Below are 19,959 nucleotides of genomic sequence, written 5' to 3' on the forward strand. Positions count from 1 at the left end.
CATGTGTTTCAAGGTTGTCAAACCATAGAAGACCGCATCTGTGTCTTTTCCGACGATGGAAATTGAGTTGTCCTTGATGGTCAGAGCATAAGCATCAATTTTGTCAAAGAGACCTGCTGAAACGTTAGATAAGTTTTGTTCTGCTTGTGAGCCTCGTCCATGCACTCCAAGATAGATATTAGTTGCGCCAGCAACTGCTGATTGACTAGTAGTGTAGGATACTTGATTGTCCTGTAAGACACTCTTCAAGCGATTACGAGTATAAATATCGAGTTGATCTCCCATTACCAGATTGACTTGCTTACGAAGAGCTGTTACTCCTTCTCCATAAGTCACTTTTTGTGGAGTTGGGAAAACCTTGTACTCTTTCTTGAGATAATCTGCGCTCTTGCTGGCAGCTGCAATACTATCTTCGCTAGCTGGTTTGCTTGCTGTGAATTGATCCGCCAGTTCAACTGTTCCATCACCTGTTTGCTCGACTTTTGGAGTTTCAGGTGTAGATGGTTGTTCTGGTTCTGGTGTTTCTTGTCCCTCTTTGATAGGTTTCAATAGATGAACTTCAGCTGCACTTGCAAAGCCCCCAACACCTGATAGAACTTTCAACTCAATCTTGTTGGTATGAACCGCTGCAAAGTTAACTGTTTTTTCTTGAGCGTTGTTGTCCCAGCTTCCTTCTGAAACCTTGACCATTTGACCATCTTTTTGTGCGTAGATTTCGTAGCGAGTCACGACCCCATTTCCACCACCTGGCCGAGGAAGATAAGTCAAACCATTGACTTTTTCTGCTTCTTTCAAGGTCATAGAAAGAGTGTACGGAGCAGTATCACCAGTCCATTTAGTATGCCAAAAGGTATTTGGATCATTGTCAAAGGCTTTTTCAACAACTCCTTCAGTCGCTGTTCCTGGTGTTTCTTGACTAGTTGCAGAAACTGTGAAATGATCTGTTGGAATCAAACGAGGATTTACAAATGGTTTATCTGACAACTCTGCACTATGTAAAATCCCTTTGAACCCACCGATGCTTTCAAGCGGTAGAACCAAGCTATTGTGAGCAAAGCGAGGGTGAGCTGGATTTGCGATACGTTCAATCTTCTCACCATCCACATAGAATTCCGTTGATTGTGGTTTGGTCACGATAGAGATTTGATAACGTTTATTCTTTTCAAGTTTTTTCTTGAACTGGATATGGAACTGTTCAAATTGATAAGCAAGATAGCCGTCTTTATCAGCTAGATAGATACGGTTGTCTCCACTTGTTGAGAAGGTTTGTTCACCGTCTCCAGTGACAGTTACATCAAACTTCAAGACATGACTCGGACCAACATCACCTGCCAGACCTTCAATACTGCTATCTTTCTCAAAAGCCAATCCTTGCTCGCTTGTCTTCACCTTCTTGCTTGCATAGTTCTTCACTGTTTCAGGATTGATAGTAAACAAATCACTTTGATCAATCTCTTTTTCAGGATTTGACTGTGGTGCATAAGGGCTCGTTGGTAGGGTACGTTCTGCAAAGGTCGCAGCCGCACGGTCAGATCCCCAAGTGCGTTCTGCAGTTGTTTGCATGCTCTTAAAGAAGCGTTTAAAGATATCATAAGATGTCAAACCTGTCTCATGAAGATCAATATTGTCATTCCAAACTGCGTGGCCACCACCAATTACATTTGGATTGGATGCTTCTAGAAGTGGACCATGACCTGTTCGGAAATCGTTTGGTGTCCACCTATTATATTGTGTTTCATAGTTAGCATAGTCACCATAAGCTGTTTGACGATTATCACCATTTGGTACACTATAGGTTGGAATATCTGTTATGTTGATAATCTTAGCTCCTTGAGCAATAGCTTCTTTTGGTTGCTGCCAGCCAATACTCCAGATATCAACTTCTACATCTTTCCAATCAACCGCTGTTTTACCTCGTTTCGCACTGAGCGATCCCCAAATACGAGGTGTATAGCCTTTCCCTTTAATGTACTTAATAAGATCATTGACATAACGACGATAGCTTTCTCTACTTCCGTAGTATTCATCCGTTCCGATATGAACAGTAGATACCCCATGAAGTGGTGCATCTGGACCATCAAGAAGTTTGTCATAAACTGATTTGACAAAAGCCAGCGTTTCATCGTATTTATTATCTAGATCGAGCATAGCTACGCGCTCTACGTTATGTTTACCTCTGTAATCGCTCAGACTACCTTGATACATGAGATCAGGACGAACTTTGACAAATGACAGAGCATGACCTGGTGTGTCAATTTCAGGTACTAGATTGATATGCAAGGCCTTAGCAAGTTTAATCAGATTTTGCATCTCTTCTTTAGTATAGTGCTCATCTGATGTTAATTTTTGACCATTCTTACCGACAATATCTGTCTCTACACGGAAACCTGTCTTAGCATGTTCTAGAACATACTTAAGCTCTTCTTCTTGTGTTAGATTCTTACCTGCCAAGTGTTCCTTTAGGAAGATATAGTTATCGTTGAGATGCAACTGCAAGTCGTTCATCTTGTAGTAAGCCATATTGAGCATGATGTCTACAAGGGTGTCATAAGGAATAAATTTACGACCTGTATCTAGCATAAAGCCACGGTGGCTGAAACTTGGGAAATCACGAATTTCTCCATTTTGGAGATTGCTTTCCCCCATTTGAAGAAGAGTACGAGTAGCATAGAAGGCTCCTGTGTTCGTTGCAGATTCAATGGTAATGACACCATCTTGGATCATGATGCCATAACCTTCCTTACCATAACCCTTGTTTTCAACTTTTTTAAATTCAATTCGTTTTTGAGCCTGCTTGTCACCTGTCGCAAGTTCCAATCCACGACTTGCAAGGTCTGACTGGTAGAAGGTTGCTGCTTGTTCAAAGCCTGAATCACCCGTAGCAAGAACTGTATCTGAAGTGATAGAAGATTGACCTTCTTTTCCATACCATTGTTGAACAGCTGGTGCTACTTTTGGTTTGACACCCACACCTTCGTCCTGATGTAGCCCCTTGATGACTACTTCAAATTCTTTAGTAAAGGTATGTGAATCTTTAATTTGCTCTACCATAACCTTAACGCGTTGATCAGTCAGAGGCTTATAAATGTGATTTTGAAGGTCAATCACACCTTGTTTGTTGCTACCGATAAGACTGACTTTTCCTGGTAGAGTTGGCAAGACAAGAGACTGTCCGTCTTTAGCTACAGTCAATTCTGTAACCTGACGGATATCCGTTACCTTACTTGTATCAGGAATATTCGAATAAGCTCGAATTTCTTGAATACCAACGTTTCTCCAACCCATTGTGCCCGCTTGATAGTCATTGATTTCTAACTTGAGATATTTAGCTTGAATACTATTGGCTAAGTCAACTTTCTCATCTAAAACAGGTTCTCCAGTCTTGGTATGAGCTAGTTTCCATTGTTTTTCTCCACTAGCATTTACATCATCTTGACCTGCATAGTAGAGGCTCCAAGATTTGATATTTGGATCATTTTGTCCCTTGCGGACACGGCGATCCCAATCAATCTCTACATGCCTAATAAGTGTAGTTTTTGGAAGAGTTAATTCGAAAGTTGGTTTGTTAATATTTGGATTTGTTGCCCAACGAGTATCAGAATCCCCATCTACTGCCTTGTCAGCAGTAAAAGGAGTTCCAGTTTCTGAGTCGTTTGCTTGGACAGTGACACCTTCTAAGTGGTTACGATCTTCTCTATCTTCAATTTGATTTTCAACCGGTTTGATTGTAGGTGTAGCTGGTTCTACAGGTTTAGAATCTGCTTTTGGTGTTTCAACCGGCTTCAGAGTCTCAGCTGGTTTGGGAGCTGTTGGAGTTGTTGCTGGGCTTGTTTCTTCAGTTCCTGCAGTATTTTCATGATTTTCTTCATGACCTGCATCTGCCGTTGCCTCTGATTCTGCTTTCTTTAAAACAGCTGCTAAATCGTCCGGCAACTTATCTAGTGGCTGAGCTTGTGTAATTGTTCCTTCTTTCTCAGGTGTTCCAACTGTCTCTGCAGCTTGCACTACATTTGCACCAAAGATACTAGCACCTATCAATACAGAGGCTGCACCAATTGCAAATTTTCGAATACTATAGTGACAACGTCTTTCAAAAAAATGTCTATCCATCTTTCTCCTATTCCTTTCTCCCACTTATTACAGTAAGCGGTCTCATTTTCCATTTGAAAATGGAGAGAACCTAGAGGTTCTCTCCAACTAAGTTATTTCTGTCTGAATTCTAGTTCCGGTAAACTCTAAAATCCAGTCTTCTTTAATTTTCTTTAAGTTTTGTTGCAAGGACAGCAGCAGATAAGGCAAGACTAACGCCTGCTAGGAAGATAGCTGTATCAGATTGGCTTTCTCCTGTTTCTGGCAATCTCTTCTGATCTTCTGTTGAAACTGAAGTTTTAGATTCTGCAAGTTTTCCTTGGCCCAATTGACTAACCTGATACTCAGGTTTTTCAATAGTTGGTGCTGCTTGATCGCCTGCTGTAGCCAATAGTCCTGTGTAGGCTGGCTTTTCGTTTACCAAAGCTTCTACTGCATTGACTCCACCTTTGTATTCTGGAACTTCATTGACAGCTGCTTCTACTGCATTAGCGCCACCTTTATATTCTGGTAATTCATGAACCAAGGCCTCTACTGCATTCGCTCCACCTTTGTATTCTGGAACTTCATTGACAGCTGCTTCTACCGCATTGGCTCCACCTTTGTATTCTGGAACTTCATTAACTACTGCTTCTTCACCTGCTGTTCCAAGTGGCCCTTTATACTCAGGTACATCAAGAATTGGTGCTGCTTCTTCACCTGCTGTTCCAAGCGGACCTTTATACTCAGGCACTTCAAGAATTGGTGCTGCCTCTTCACCTTTACTACTTGTAGGAGCATCTGGTTTCACAGTCTGATCTTGTAGTTGGTTGAGATATTCTGCAAAGTAGGCAACCATTCTTTCAGTCAAGAGATGGTTATCCATAGCATATTTCATGCTAGCTACTACACTTGCGACTTCCTCTTGATTCTCTTTGCTGGTTAATTTTTGAGCTTTTGATAAAGCTGTTTCATAACCTGACAAATCAAGAGTTGTTTCTGCAACCTGTGGACGACTAAATATCAACTCAGCAGCGGCTTGATATCTATCACCACCGTCTCCATAAGTCTTAGTACCTGTCAAAACGATTTTCTTAGCCTTGATTGTCTTACCAAAGTCAATGTCTTTTGGTTTATTGTTATCTGGCCAATCAGTTGCAGTGAAAGTATGTTCTTTACCAGACTCATCTGTCACAACCAGTTTCACATCACGCAAGTTACCATTTGATCCTGATCCACGTGGCACATAACGGAATCCAGTGATTTCTGTCGCCTCTTTCAAAACCATAGTTGCAGGTTTACCAACATCTCCACCATTCCAAGACGTATGCCATAGACTTGACAAGTTACCATCAAAGGCGTTGGCTAAATCTTCTCCCGCTTGAGCTGGAGCATTCAGACTTTCAAAGTCTTCTGCTACCAAGGCTATTTTCTTTTGTACCAAGGCATTCTTCAGAGCGTCAATCTTAGCAATTTCGGCACGCGCTTCTTCTACACTAATGTCATCATCTGCTTGACTGAGGTTAAAGACAGCTTCCTTCAAGGCATCCATAGATTCCTTGGTATAGTTGGTCATGGCAACCGTTGGCAAATAGTTCTTCAGAGCATTTTCTGTCAACATCTTACCAGTTAGAGTGACTTCCTCGATTTGAAGTTTATCCATGATGAAGTCATTGTAACCACGGAAGTTCGCATTTCCACCAGAATCTCCACGAGTATTGCTTGCGTTACCAGTTGAGTAGATACCCACCCAAGTATCGCCTGTTTCTGCACCTGTTACGAGGAAGGTTACCTTCTTAGCTTTCTTAGAATCTGTCCAAGTATTTGGTAGTTCATGCATTTCCAAATTACTTGCTTGATTACCGCGACGTCCTGATTGGAATTCTCCCTTACCGACTACAAAGGCGTAGGTATTGTCAGATCCTGCTTCGTATTCAAAGGTTACACGATAAGTCTTACCAGCTTCAAAACGGAAGTTTTGAGGAATTGTTTGGTAAACCAAGTTACGACGGCTCACTAGTCCATTTGTCTTCAATGACCAATTTCCTTCGATAACATCATCGACTTTCTTACCATTCCAATCACGTTGTGTATATGGATCATGTTTTTCAGATAAGTGAGTGCGATTATCCTCAACTCCTTCGATACCACCAATTACAAATGGGAAAATCCCTTGAGCAACATTTTCAAAGTCTTGTTTAAATGTTCCTTTACCTGTATCATGATTATCTCCGTACATACTTGAATTGTTTTCAAAGGTACGAATTTCATCAAAGTAAGTTGCTTCATCACCAGCTTCACGACTCAAAGTAAGAGTGACATTTGATACATCTGAACCCGTTGTAAAGAAGGCATACATGTTTTGGAAGTAACTTGTATCATCAACTGTAGCATTGTCACGACGAGTATTATGGGCATAGGCCTTGACATAGTTAAGAGCTAGTGACTTATTGGTATAGCTAGTCACTTCTTTTTCACCAGTATTTACTGTGATACTTGCCTTAGCATTACTACGATTATCAACACCGACATAAACGGCATACTTAGTATTTGGTTTCAAGCCAGTCAGTTTCTGAGTAAGGCTGACTGTGCTCTTATTGCCTTGGATACGAAGCATTTCATTTGCGCCTTGTGATTTGACAATTTCTGCCTTAGAAACATCACCAGAAATAGTCCAGTGTTTCAAAGTTCCACTGTTAAATCCTTGGTCATAGATGTGCATGCCTTCGCTCCATGACATTTCAGGATTGGTTTGTTTTGAACGGTAGAGAACGTATGGTTGATTTGCAGTAAGATCAAGGGTAATCTTACCATCTTTCACAGCTACTTCCTGTTCTTCAGTCTTACCTTGGTCAGTTAGTTTATAAAGGTAAACCTTACTATTCGCCCAGTCGCTAGGAAGCGTCCAAGTTGTTGCACCAGCTTGCGTATTGAAGTAGTACATTTTTTCCTTATCAGTAGGAAGTTTCTTACCATTCGCATCCCAGTTCCAAGGAGTCAAGTAAGCTGAACCATCTTGGATGACACGTCCGTTGAGAGTTACTGTACGTTCACGGTATTGCGGGCTATTGACATCGTTTGACTTACGAGTCACAACTACTTTATTGTTGTCAGCATCTACCAATTCCACTCGCATTTCTGGAGTCCATTTATAGGTGCTACCGTTATCAGACATGGTAACAGGTGTACCATTTTCCCACTTGCTTACAGTGAAGTGTTGGAAGTACTTGGTCATGACATCATGAGCAAACAAGTTAGTTACATAGCCATTGTAGTCACTTCGTCCTTGCCAGCCTTCAAAGTCTTTCATGCTGTAACCACCTAGAAGGGGATAGTTGGCTGCACCACCGTAACTTCTGTAATCCCCAACCCAAGAATCTTTTTGGTGGTTGCGGATAAAGCGCGTGATGGCACTGTTGATACCTTTATTAGTGTATCCACCATAGGTCAAGTCAGCTGCCCAGTGTTGGAAGGTAGAATCGTATTCACCACCATGGCCCCACTCGATTGCAAAGCGCCAGCCTTGTTTGTTAATTTCTTTAGCAAGAACGTGGGTAGCCCAGGCACCATTATCACCTGATTGGCCATTGCCCCAAACGTCCACATAGATAAAGTCGAGACCTTCACCAAGTTTTTTCTTCAATTCTTCCCAGCGATCTAAGCGACCATGCGCCAAGTCATAAGCAGCATCAATGTTGATACCTTGGTCTAGCCAGTTCCAACCATAGCTGTAGCTTCCATCTGGATTCTTACGAAGAATCTTTTCATTAAAGTATTTAGACTCAGGATAAGTTTCAGAAGCGTTGACGTGGATACCTAGATGAGCTCCATATTTCTTCGCTTTCTCAATCAAAGCCTTGAAGTCTTCGACACCACCAATACGTTTACCAATATCAGCATAGTTCAAATGGCCTGAGTCATGACCTTCACTACCATAACCTTTGAGGAGAACACCTTGTCCAAGACCATCTGTATGGAGATTGATCTTCTTGATACCATCCAAGGTCATAAGGAATGGATTTTGTGCTTGAGAACCAAAGTTCATCGCGATACGGTAAGCTGTGATATCCTTGACTTTTTCCCAGCCTTGAGGGTTGTTCATGATGCTACGATAAGCAATGGCACCATCTTGCCAGTCCACTTTCTTATCTGCATTAGCATCTTCAGTGATTACAACCTTTGCACTTGGAAGTTCTTTGGTATATTCTGGGAAGACAATGCCCTTATAAGCTTTTTCCCATTGCCACTCAGAACTATGAATTCCGACATAGTTGGCATTTCCAACGGTTTCTTTATAAGCCGTCAAACGGGTCCAGTCATTAGAGCCACCACCGTAACTGTTTTGAGAATTACTCCAAACACCTGCAGCAAGCTTATCTGTAGAAACAAATCCATACATGTAACCCTTAGCCAAATCCTTCATTGGATTGGTTACTTCAATATGATCATCACCGCTGACATGCGTATTGTTTGACATAGTTGCCCCATCAAACTTAGCACCAGCTTGCTCACTAGAAACAGATACTAAAGCATTCCCGAGGAAACTAATAGTAGAGAGTAATTTTCTTTCATCGTCAATCTTTTGACCTGGAGTGACTTGATTGTGGTTGACAATTTTAGTTACATCAAAATGTAATTGATTGTCCACAACTTGCAGACGAACTGTCATATCCGCATTGATAAGATTAGCCTCATCACGGAGTTTCATTTCATATTCTGCAGTTGTTTCATTAATTTTCTTATAAGTAACCTCAGGGGTGATTCTGTGGTTATTGATAAATACTTGGTTGAACTGTTGAACCTGTCCTGGTAAAGTATGGCCATTTAGCGTATATTCCTTGACACGTGGAAAGGCTTGGTCAATCACTGCTTTTAGGACTTTAGACTGGATAGTATCATAAGTCACTTTACTATCATCTACCACCGCACCAGTTTCTTTTTCAGCAGTAGCTTCAGTATTTTGAACTCCATCCTGATTGTCAGTCTTAATATTTACAACTGTCTTTTCAGTACCATATGTACCAGCTTTAAGTAGGATTTTCTTTTCATTTTTAAGATTTTCATTAACAGCAGCTGGCAAAGTAACCGTATCAAAAAGTTTTACATCATTATTTGTTGCATTCAGCTGACCATCTGATTTTAAGCTAATAGTCAGATGATTCACTGAGCCATTTACTGGAGCTGCAACACGACCACCCTGATACCATGTGCTATTACCTGGTGTCTTATATTCCCAGAACCAACCTTCTTTGTCATATCCAACAAAGACATTATTATTTGTATCTTTAAATTTCAAGAAAACACCAAAACGTGATTTGCCTGTTTCAGATTCTTCTTTGAAAGTGAGATCTACATTCGCATTACCATTTGCATCCACAGTCAATCCTTGTTTTTCAAACAAGGCTGGTTTGCTGGCATTGTCATTTTGATCTGTTGAAGATAACTTATTGTAACGAACACCATTTTCTTCACGAATAGCAACAGTCCCTTGTTGTTCTTTTCTTGCTACAGTTTGCCATTCAGGAGTGACTTCCTTTGGTGTCTCTGGCTTAGCTGTCGCTGGTTTTTCTTCTTTTGGCTTATCTTCTTTTGGCTTTTCTTCAACTGGTTTTTCAGTTTCCTCTAAATTCGCTGGTTTTGAACTAGAGATTCCCTTAATATGATCTTGAATCCATTTTAATTGAGCTGGAGAGAAAAGGATGCCTCCGCTACGGACTCCAACCACACCATTTTGATGAACCCCAATCAATTTACCATCCGTGTCAAAGATACCGCCACCGCTAGCACCTGGTTGTCCACCTTGATAACCAACTCCTTGAACACCTTCACCATAAGATTCAGCAAAATCCACAGCAGTGTTAATAACTGGCGCCAACTTACCAGCAGGATAGCCAAACATATTGACTTTATCCCCAACTTTCTTAACAACTGGCTTTTCAGTAACTTCAACAGGAGCATTTTCAAGAACTGTACGCAATCTCACAAGAGCCAAATCGTTCTTATAGCCCTTTAGATAACCATCTCTATCCCAGTGAATCACATCTTTTTTACTAAATTTTACATCATCTAAACCAGGGTAGGATATACTAAAAATATCGCCATCTCCTTTATCATTATCCACAACTTTACGGATATTTCCATCTTGTTGATCCTTGATAAAGTTGTGAGAAACAGTCAAAACAAGATCCTTACCAATGACAATACCACTACCTTCTCCTGATGGAGTCTTAATCTTAACAGTAGCGCCATAGTTCAATTCTCCATTTTTTGTTTTGGCAACATCTTCAGGAACTAGACTACCAGTATCTTGGGCTAATTGATCTTTATTTACCTCTTTACCATTATCAGTAGCTTTTTCAACTTTACCTTCTAATTCTTTCGGCAACTTGTCAGTAGTTTCTTTGTTTTCCTTTTCAAGAGCTAGTAACTCTTCTTCAGTTTTTGGTCCATCCGTTGTTTCAGCAGAACCTGGATTTGCTGCTGCAGCTTCTTTATCGAACTCCCGTCCATTATCGCTCGCTTTTTTATCCAAATCAGCCAGCTCACTTGGCAAGTTATCTGTTGAGCCAACTGTTGGTGTGTTAGCCAATACTGGAGCAGTAGCAAAAAAACTAGCCCCAATCATAACTGAAGCAGCACCTAGTGCAAATTTACGAATGCTGTATGTACATCGTTTTTCAAAAAATCGTTTATCCATTAACTCCTGATTCCTTTCACTAATCTTCGTAAGCGTTTACATTTCTTGTTCGAAAAATACTCCTTTCTATCTGAAAAGTGCAATGCTTAACGTTTATAAAAAAATAATTGCACTTTTAATATAACAAATATTGGCAGATAAAGCAATAGGAAAGCTAGGAAAATTGCTAATTTTTTCTTAATTTTGGCAAAACCATAGTCTGCCATTTAGAGGGAGTTATCATAAAATAAAAAGGATTTAGCATTCCTATCGAATGCCAAATCCTCTATCACTCTGTTTCTATAGATGTTTAAAATCTACTTCACATGTTTTGCGAGTTCTTCTTGAGCTTTTTTATTAGACTCTTCTTTTTCTTTCATCCATTTTTCTTGGGCTTTTTGGTATTCTTCTGTTGTTACTGGTTTATCTTGTACATCAAGGTATTTATACAAGTGAGCTTCACTTGTTCCTTTGTTTCCAGAATAAGCAAATGGAAGTGTGAATGGTACCATCTTAGACAACATTGGACGACCAGTTTTAGAAGTTGTTGGGATTAGCAAGGCACTGTCGGTCAACCAAGCTTGGGCAGCAGCATATTTTTCATAACGTTTTGAAATGTCATTCACTTCTTCACCAGCTTCCACAACCATTTTTTCGTAGTCTTCCAAACCAACTTGCTTAGCCGCAGCGTTGTTTGTTCCAGAGTCAAATCCTAGGTAAGTCTTTGTACTTTCCCCTACAGATGGTTTGAGAATATCAAGGTAGGTAGATGGGTCAATGTAGTCTGGTCCCCATCCAACGTTATCTGAGACATCCCAATCTTGTCCAGCAGCCGTTTCAGCAAAGTAGGTAACATTGAGAACTTCATCTTTTTGAAGTTGTTGGATATCAATGACGACATTGTCAGTTCCTAATGTTTCTTCAAGTGATTGTTTAAAAGATTGGACACGTTGAACTTTTGTTGTATTGGTTTGGTCAACTGGCATATCCAAGTGGATTGGGAATTGAACGCCTTCTACTTGGAGAGCTGTCTTAGCTTTAGCAAACTCTGCTATCGCTTTTTCAGGATTGTAGAGTCCATCCTGAGCATCATCCAAGTTCACGTTGCTCCATTCGTCACCATAAGTCACCAATTTGTCTTTGACCATTTCGCCAAAGTTCTTTCCATCTGCCTGTACAAATGTAGGAGGAACAAACAAGTTACGAAGCAGTTTAGTTGCCCCATTCGCACCATTCACTTGAGAAGCATAGGCTTTTCTATCAAAACCAAAGGCAAGAGCTTGACGGAAATCTTTGTTTAGAAGAGCTTTCTTGGTTGAAGTCTTTTGTTCATCTGTAGTCTTAGAAGTGTACTTATAAGACTGGCGATCAATATTAGTACCTACTAAATAAGTAGTAGAATCTTGTGGTGTATAAACGATGTTGTCTTTAAACTCTTTTTCAAGTTCAGGATAACTTGCGCTTGTCGGGAAGAGACGAGCCATTGTAAAGCTTCCATCTTTGAAGTTTTCTGCAAGTTTTCCTGTATCTTGACCATCCCAGAATGAAAGTTTTACCTTATCAATGTGAACATTGTCCTTATCCCAGTAGTTTGGATTCTTTTCAAATTCTACTGAAGATTTAGCGACCAATGATTTCAACAAGAAAGGTCCGTTATAAAGGATACTGCTTGGATCTGTTGCTTTCCCAAAATCATCTCCCTTAGAGTTTAAAAACTCTTCATTAACTGGTGCTAAGACACCCATTGTTGTTTTAGAATTCCAAAAACTTTCAGGTTTGTTCAAAGTGTATTGAACTGTTTGATCGTCAATCGCTTTAATCCCAACTTGAGAGAAATCTTTAGTTTCCCCTTTAGCGTATGCATCCAAACCTTTAATTGAATCCTGTACCAAGTAAAGGGCTTCTGATTTCTTATCTGTCGCATACTTAAGTCCTGTTACAAAGTCTTGAGCCTTGACAGGAGCATATTCTTCACCTTCAGATGTGTACCACTTGGCATCTTTACGGATTGTATAAGTGTAAGTCAAGCCGTCCTTAGATACAGACCAATCCTCAGCCATAGATGGCACAAAGTTACCATAGCGGTCATTTTCAAGCAATCCATCAATCACATTACTAGTAATGTCAGTAGTTGCTGCCTTACCAGTTGTCAAGTAGTTCAGGTTATCTGGATCTGTTTCGTAAACATAAGAAAAAGTTTTCTCACCTTTTGCACTAGACCCTGAGCCAGAACAAGCAGCTAAGACACCAGCTGCTAATAAAGTGACTCCCGCAAGAGCCAATACTTTCCTTGTTTTCATAGTATTCTCCTTTGTTTTTCTATCCATTATAGACCCTTTGCAATCTATTGTCAATATATTTTTCTGAATTTTCATTTTTAGTTGTTATTTTCTGACAACTATCGAATCTTATTTCATTTTTTAATCTCTTTTTAACTATAAGAAAAGAGGGAATCCAGTAACTCCCTCATCCATCTATTTAAATCATTTTTAGATTCATTAATTGAAAGCTTGCAATGCGGAAAGAAGATAAGAACCCTCACGAATTTTTTGACCTACGGCCTTAGCATTTTTGACCAAACCCTGATACTCTTCTTGAGACAAATGTTCCAATACTTCTTCCAAGTCAAGTAAACTCTCAATACTAATTCCACACTCTTTTTCTAAGACGAAATTAGCCAAAGCAGATTGCCCCCAGACAATAATAGGGAAACCAGAAGCCAAATAAAGGGAAGCCTTGTGGGAATTATTGTATCTCAAATACTCACCAAACACTCCGCTACAAGTTTTAGAACTATCACCGTCCCAAACCAAACCAAAGCTTCCTTCTAATGCTGATGGTAGTTCATCTGGAAGAAAGGAACCAAAATAGGTTTCATTGGATAGCTTTCTAGCCTCATCAAAACCAACACCATAAAGGTTATATGCCGGTCTTGCAGGCAACTCATATAAGTAACCTGCTTTTTCTTTGGCTAAATTTCCAGCTACAATAATAGCCCCTTCCTTAGACAAATCATCTTTGTCCTGATAATTCGGGATCAGATAGTCAAAAATGCCTAAACTAACTATTTTTTTCTCAGAAATCCCCTTATCAACAAGCACTGATTTCATAACTGGATTATGAGCAATAAGACCATCAGCTTGTTTCAAAAGACTTGACTCTTGAAGATGAACACGAATCTTATGCTTCAAGGGTACTGTATCCAAATTAGCATAGCGCAAAACTTCTAAATCATGGATAATAAAGTGAACCTTCACTCCTTTACGTTGCATTCTTTTGACTAAATGAGTCGTAAAGAAACTATGATGAAGCATAGGAAATTGAATCAGTAGCTGATCCCCTTCCCTTAACTTAGAGATTGCTTTTGATAGGGCTTTGGCCTTGTGTCGTTGGGCCCTGATAGTCCCCATTTGATACCTATCATTTACCAGCAATAACAAAGGACTATAGCCCTCACGAACTACTATTTCTTCAACAACGTTTCGAGCCTTATTTCCCGCATTTCGTGCACCAGAATCCTTCAAAAATTCTTCTTTTAAATAATATTTCATCGATCAATTTTATTCTTCATTATCTTATTTAAACTCTTCCTCTACAACATTCAAAGCACGTTCAATGACCACATGCATGTCGTAGTATTTATAATCGGCTAAACGTCCACAGAAAATTACCTTATCATTCTGTGCTGCTTCTTCTTGATATTTAGCAAACATGGCATTGTTTCTCTCATCATTGATTGGGTAATAAGGCTCATCTCCACGTTTCCAATCAGCTGGGTATTCACGAGTAATAACCGTTTTGTCCTGAGTACCATACTCAAAGTGTTTATGCTCAATAATGCGAGTATAAGGAATTTCTCGTTCTGTATAGTTAACCACAGCATTTCCTTGATAATTTTCTTCATCTAGAACTTCATGCTCAAAACGAAGACTGCGATATTCCAATTCACCATGTTTATAGTCAAAGTATTGGTCAATCATCCCTGTAAAGACAACTTTTTCAGCAGAAGCTTCTAATTCTTGACGATTAGCAAAAAAGTCAACGCCAAGTTCTACTTCTACATCCTTCAGCATATTTTCGATGATAACGTTATAACCCCCAATTGGAATCCCTTGGTAACGGTCATTGAAATAGTTATTATCAAAAGTCAAACGAACTGGTAGACGCTTGATGATAAACGGTGGAAGGTCAGTCGCAGAACGACCCCATTGCTTTTCAGTATATCCCTTAATCAACTTTTCATAGATATCTGGACCAATCAACTTGATAGCCTGCTCTTCCAAGTTCTTAGGTTCAACGTCCTTCATATGAGCCGTTTGCTCAGCAATCTTATCTTTAACTTCTTGAGGAGTTTTTGTCCCCCACATAGCATAGAAAGTATTCATATTGAAAGGTAGATTATAAAGGCTACCCTTGTAATTAGCTACAGGCGAATTGATATAGTTGTTAAATTCAGCAAATTGATTAACATAATCCCAGACTTTCTTGTTAGAAGTATGGAAGATATGAGCACCATATTTATGAACATTAACACCTTCTACATTCTCACAGTAGATATTTCCACCAATGTGGTCACGTTTATCAATAACTTTTACTTTTTTTCCACGCTTGGTTGCTTCATAAGCAAAAATTGCTCCAGACAAACCAGCACCAACAATTAGATAATCGTACATCTTGTTCTCCTTTTTATAATTTGACGATTCGATTGAAGTAAGGAATCTTCATTAACATTCCAACAATAATAAAACTAACACTTAAAGTAAATAGAGCAAAAAGTAAATATGCTCCGACAAAATTAAAACCAAATAGTTTTTCCCACACTTTCATAATATAAGTATGAATTATAAAAACTCCCATGGTTTGATTAGCAAGAAAAACAATCCATTTGTTTCTGTCTTGATTCAATGAAAGTGAGAATATAGTTAGAAACAATCCTAAACTTACAACTTTTACAAATAGAATATCATAAAAATATTCAGCAAAAAAATTATGGTAAGTAGTCTTTGCTAATAAAAATAGTATTAAGGGTGAGACTAATAATAAAAATATCGTAACTATTTTCATCCAATTCTTAAACCTTGATTTGAGACTACACACATTAAATTGCGCTACAAAACCACCTAAAATATAATAGAAAAACCAGGTCCATAACCTAAAGGTTTGTATAACATATGACTGTAACGGCATTTGAAATATAATATTTGCTGACTCAAAAATTAAACCAATAGCGACAAAAAAAGATAAAATGTATAAATATCTTCTTTTTGAATTCAGAATTTTTTTCAAAACAGGGAGGCATAAATAAATAAGTATTAGTGCACCAAAAAACCAGAACTGAGAGAAATAACCTTTTTGCAATAACGAACCTATAACTTTTTTTACAGGATTAACTGCAAAATCTCGTTTAAACAACCAAACGATAAAAGTCCATGATAACACTGTTATTAGAATCCATTTTACTTTCTTCAGTATGTAGGAATAGGTTATATTCCTTTTTCCTAACAATAAATAACCATTAACCATAAAAAATATAGGGATTGAATAGGTTCCTAGATAATATAAATATGTCAAAATATTCCATGAACCTGCCTCTTTAAACCCACCCATAGCTGTGTGGAGTAAAACCACTCCAACACACGCAAACAATTTTAGTAAGTCTAAATTAATATTCCTAGTTTTCTGCATTCTATTTTTTCCCAATAATTTGTTTTAATTCTTTCACATCTACCACTTTCAGAGATAGGATAGCAATTAGATAAAAAATCCCACCAAGCACTGCAAATACAAAAACATTTATAGTTGGCGAAAAATGTATAACTGTTTTTGAACCTAGCAGAATGCCATACATGATAGCCGATGCTAGAACAATTTTTGTCATAGATCCGATAATCGGAATTTCTTTTAGGTATTTGCGAGTAAAGTATAATTGTATCGCCCATACTAGCGCTTCTGTCAATACAGAAACAATGGCTGCTCCGATATATCCAAGTTTTGGAAGGAATAGTAAATTCAAACCTACACTGATAATGGCAGGAGCTGTTGTTGAAATCATGAATTCTTTATTTTGATTGTGAGGTATCAGCATCTGAATTCCCATGATATTGGTCCAACCGATAAAGAACATACGGAAGATCATAATGGCGATTGCATAACGTGCATCCTGAAAATCTTGACCAAGGAAAAACTGAACAAAATCGTCATTGACAATCAAGATTCCTGCCATCATTGGGAAAATCACTAAATTATAAACGAGGAAGGACATTTCATGCATCTTATTGACTGCCTTATGATCACCTGTCGCTAACAAATGAGCGACACGAGGTAACATAACGCTTCCCAAGGAAGTTACCAAGGTCAGAAGGATATTTACCAACTTTAGAGCCTGATCATAAATCCCTACATCTTTTGTAGAAGCCAAGGCTCCAAGCATGGTACGATCTAACGTAACATACAAGGAAATCGCCACTTGCGGAAGGAACAATAATATGACGGGCTTCACATGATGCCTAGCATATTCTATGTCAAAATGCGGTCTACCGATAAACTCTCGAGCAGGCAACCACATACTTAGTTGCCCCAAAAGTTCAAATACAGTTAGCAAAAAAACATAGAGATATAGGTCATTTGCAGATTTGACAAAGAGGAAGATTGAAATGACTCCAACAAGCTTGACCGTAATATTTCGAACAGTAATCTTTCGAAAATCCTCCAACCCTTGAAAGAGCCAGGAAATGTCTAAACCTTTTGAAACTAAGCTCAAGCCTAGAATGTAGGCTACCGGATTTTGCATAAAGGGAAGAGTCAAACAAAGAAGAACATACAAGGACAGAGAAAGAACTGTTGCACCTAATTGCAGAGAGTAGATCCCCCAAAAGTTTTTTTCAATTTCCTTGCGATGTCCTGAAATGACCTTGGTCCCATAGTTAGCAACTCCTAGCGTCGCTAAGAGGATGAAGTAGGTGACAATGGAATTAAAGTATCCGTACGTCCCTAAATCATCCGAAGAAAAGACCCGTGTTACGTAGGGAGTCGTAATAATCGGGAGTAAAATCACCAACAGTTGGTAAGATAGATTGTAGGCGTAGTTTTTTAGTACTTTCATCTCAACCTGCCCTATTATAATCAATCAGTGACATTGAAAATCGTGAACGAACAGACTTATAATGGGCAATTCTTCTAAACGCTTCTTTCATATTTCCTCTTTCCTACAATTTTTTGACACTTGTTGCAAATTAAATTGGATCTATGTATCATACTATCGTAGCAACAAATACAATTTAGGGCTAAACATAAAAATAAGGTATTTTAGTTTTAGTTTCCATGATAACTTACTATTTTTTAGTAACTCACTCATTTCGACTCTCAACAACTCTTTATCTTTTGAAAAATCTTTTAAGCCTGAGTCAGCTTTTGCACCAATCACTACAAAACCACCTAATAATTTTTTAGCTTGCAAAGCTTGCTTTAATTCTGGACTTTGAATGTACTCTCTTTTAATAACTTCCTCATTTTTTGCAACAGCTTCAAAGAAATCATATCTTTTTTCAGTAAATGTCGAACGAACTATACTCCCTTCCCTCCGATAGTAATTGTAGGTTTCAAGTGGACTAATCACGATTCTTTCAGCTAAGGCAAGGTGTTCTCCTACAACATAAAAATCCTCATAGATTTTTCCAACTGGGAATGGGACGCGTTCCAATATGCTTTTTTTATAAAGCTTAGCACAGGCAGAGACGGTTGCAACTTTGTCTTCCAACATCAGTTCTAAGGCCTTCTCCTTTGTAATCACACTCAAACTTTCATAGTCTGACTGTTTAAGATGATGGGAACTATAATCATTATATTTTGAAGTAGCTTTCACTTTTGTTGAAATCAAATCTGCTTGATGCGTTTCCTGTATTTTTACCATTAATTCGAGCGTATAGTCTTCAAGGTAATCATCTGGATCTAAAAAGAAAATCCAATCTGAGTTGGCTTTTGTCACTCCAAAGTTACGCGCATCAGATAAGCCTCCATTTTCCTTGTGAAAAAGATGGATGTTTTCATATTTTCGAGCGTAATCTTCACACAATCGAGGAGAATCATCTGTGGAACCGTCATTGACGAGGATTATCTCAAAATTTTGATAGGTTTGTTTCAGCAAGCTATCTATCGCATAATGCAGATAGTCTGCAACATTATAAACCGGAATAACGATGCTGATAAACATCCTAAATGCCTCTCTCTTTTTCTTTCTTTTCAGAGTATTTCTTCAAAATCGGATTAAAAATTATTCCCAAAGCAAAGCTAGTCCTATAATTTAAGTAAGACAATCTGTCAAATTTTTTCGTAGGAACGTATTTATATGAGCTTTGATCAATCTTTCCATACAATTCCTTCAATAGTTCCTCCGAGCCATCGACCATCCAAGATAAATCAACCTGCAAACTAATTAAGTAGGCCAATGTCTCAGAAACAACTCGGTTTAAAATAGGTTCACTTTCAATTTTTGAAAAATAATCTAGAACAGAATTTGTAACAGTCAAATGATGACGGACATTACGCTTCATACTCTCGATATTCATACTTTGCTCTGGTCTACCTATGTAGTATTGATAAATGTCATAGTTCCAATAACTGAAACTATGAACATACTCCAAAGGAAAGAGTGTGTATTGAATATCAACATAAAATGTTTTTTCACTTAAACGAATCTTGTTTTCCGACAAGATTGATGTCTTATAAGTAACCGAGTGCATCGGGATGCGAACATCCGGAATTCCCATGTGTTTTTTGCCAATTTCATACTTGTCTACGAAATCATTTCGTACCGCAGTATTGTTATAGACATGCTGCTCTGTAAAATCTGTAATCACCATATCCACATTAACAGTTTCAAGAGCATCTAAAAACTTTTCAAATTCTGATGGAATAACCCAGTCATCCCCATCAATCACTTTAAAAAATTTTCCCTTTGCTTCTTGAATACCGCGATTGATTGTCGAACCATGACCGCCGTTTTCTTTTGTAATGACACGGCCATCCAGCAACGAATCTTTGGCTAATATTTTTTCTGCTACTAAAGCCGTATCGTCTGTACTTCCATCATTGACAACCAGTACTTCAAATTTATTTTTATAATCCGGGTGTACTTGTTGAAAAGACTCCAGCCCTTTTGAAATGTAGTCCTGAATATTATAACTGGGCATTACAATTGTTAACAAACAATCCTTCAT

Annotated in this window: 9 protein-coding genes; all 9 read right to left on the reverse strand. The window is 38.6% G+C overall.

Annotation, left to right across the window (positions count from 1 at the left end):
* Positions 1–4,110: glycoside hydrolase family 20 zincin-like fold domain-containing protein (locus tag ADH52_RS03320; RefSeq protein ID WP_049510079.1), on the reverse strand; the 4,110-nt coding region annotated here is incomplete at its 3' end.
* 142 nt (positions 4,111–4,252) lie between these two features.
* Complete coding sequence (locus tag ADH52_RS03325; protein WP_080977890.1) at positions 4,253–10,765, reverse strand: SpGH101 family endo-alpha-N-acetylgalactosaminidase; 6,513 nt, start codon at positions 10,763–10,765, stop codon at positions 4,253–4,255.
* 296 nt (positions 10,766–11,061) lie between these two features.
* Positions 11,062–13,044, reverse strand: coding sequence for a peptide ABC transporter substrate-binding protein (locus tag ADH52_RS03330; RefSeq protein WP_049510081.1), 1,983 nt, complete (start codon positions 13,042–13,044; stop codon positions 11,062–11,064).
* 198 nt (positions 13,045–13,242) lie between these two features.
* A complete protein-coding gene (locus ADH52_RS03335) occupies positions 13,243–14,295 on the reverse strand; it encodes a galactofuranosyltransferase (RefSeq protein WP_049510083.1) in 1,053 nt (350 codons plus the stop codon).
* Between the two features lie 24 nt (positions 14,296–14,319).
* Positions 14,320–15,417, reverse strand: a complete 1,098-nt coding sequence (glf, locus tag ADH52_RS03340) for a UDP-galactopyranose mutase (protein ID WP_049510085.1) — start codon at positions 15,415–15,417, stop codon at positions 14,320–14,322.
* 13 nt (positions 15,418–15,430) lie between these two features.
* Positions 15,431–16,429, reverse strand: coding sequence for an acyltransferase (locus tag ADH52_RS03345; RefSeq protein WP_049493080.1), 999 nt, complete (start codon positions 16,427–16,429; stop codon positions 15,431–15,433).
* A 1-nt stretch (position 16,430) separates the two neighbouring features.
* Positions 16,431–17,846, reverse strand: a complete 1,416-nt coding sequence (locus ADH52_RS03350) for a flippase (protein ID WP_049510087.1) — start codon at positions 17,844–17,846, stop codon at positions 16,431–16,433.
* 153 nt (positions 17,847–17,999) lie between these two features.
* The gene (locus tag ADH52_RS03355; protein WP_049493086.1) at positions 18,000–18,953 is read right to left on the reverse strand and encodes a glycosyltransferase family 2 protein; all 954 of its coding nucleotides are present in this window, start codon (positions 18,951–18,953) and stop codon (positions 18,000–18,002) included.
* Position 18,954: 1 nt separating this feature from the next.
* Complete coding sequence (locus ADH52_RS03360) at positions 18,955–19,959, reverse strand: glycosyltransferase family 2 protein (RefSeq protein ID WP_049493090.1); 1,005 nt, start codon at positions 19,957–19,959, stop codon at positions 18,955–18,957.

The sequence above is a fragment of the Streptococcus pseudopneumoniae genome (assembly GCF_001072665.1).
Lineage (GTDB): Bacteria > Bacillota > Bacilli > Lactobacillales > Streptococcaceae > Streptococcus > Streptococcus pseudopneumoniae_S.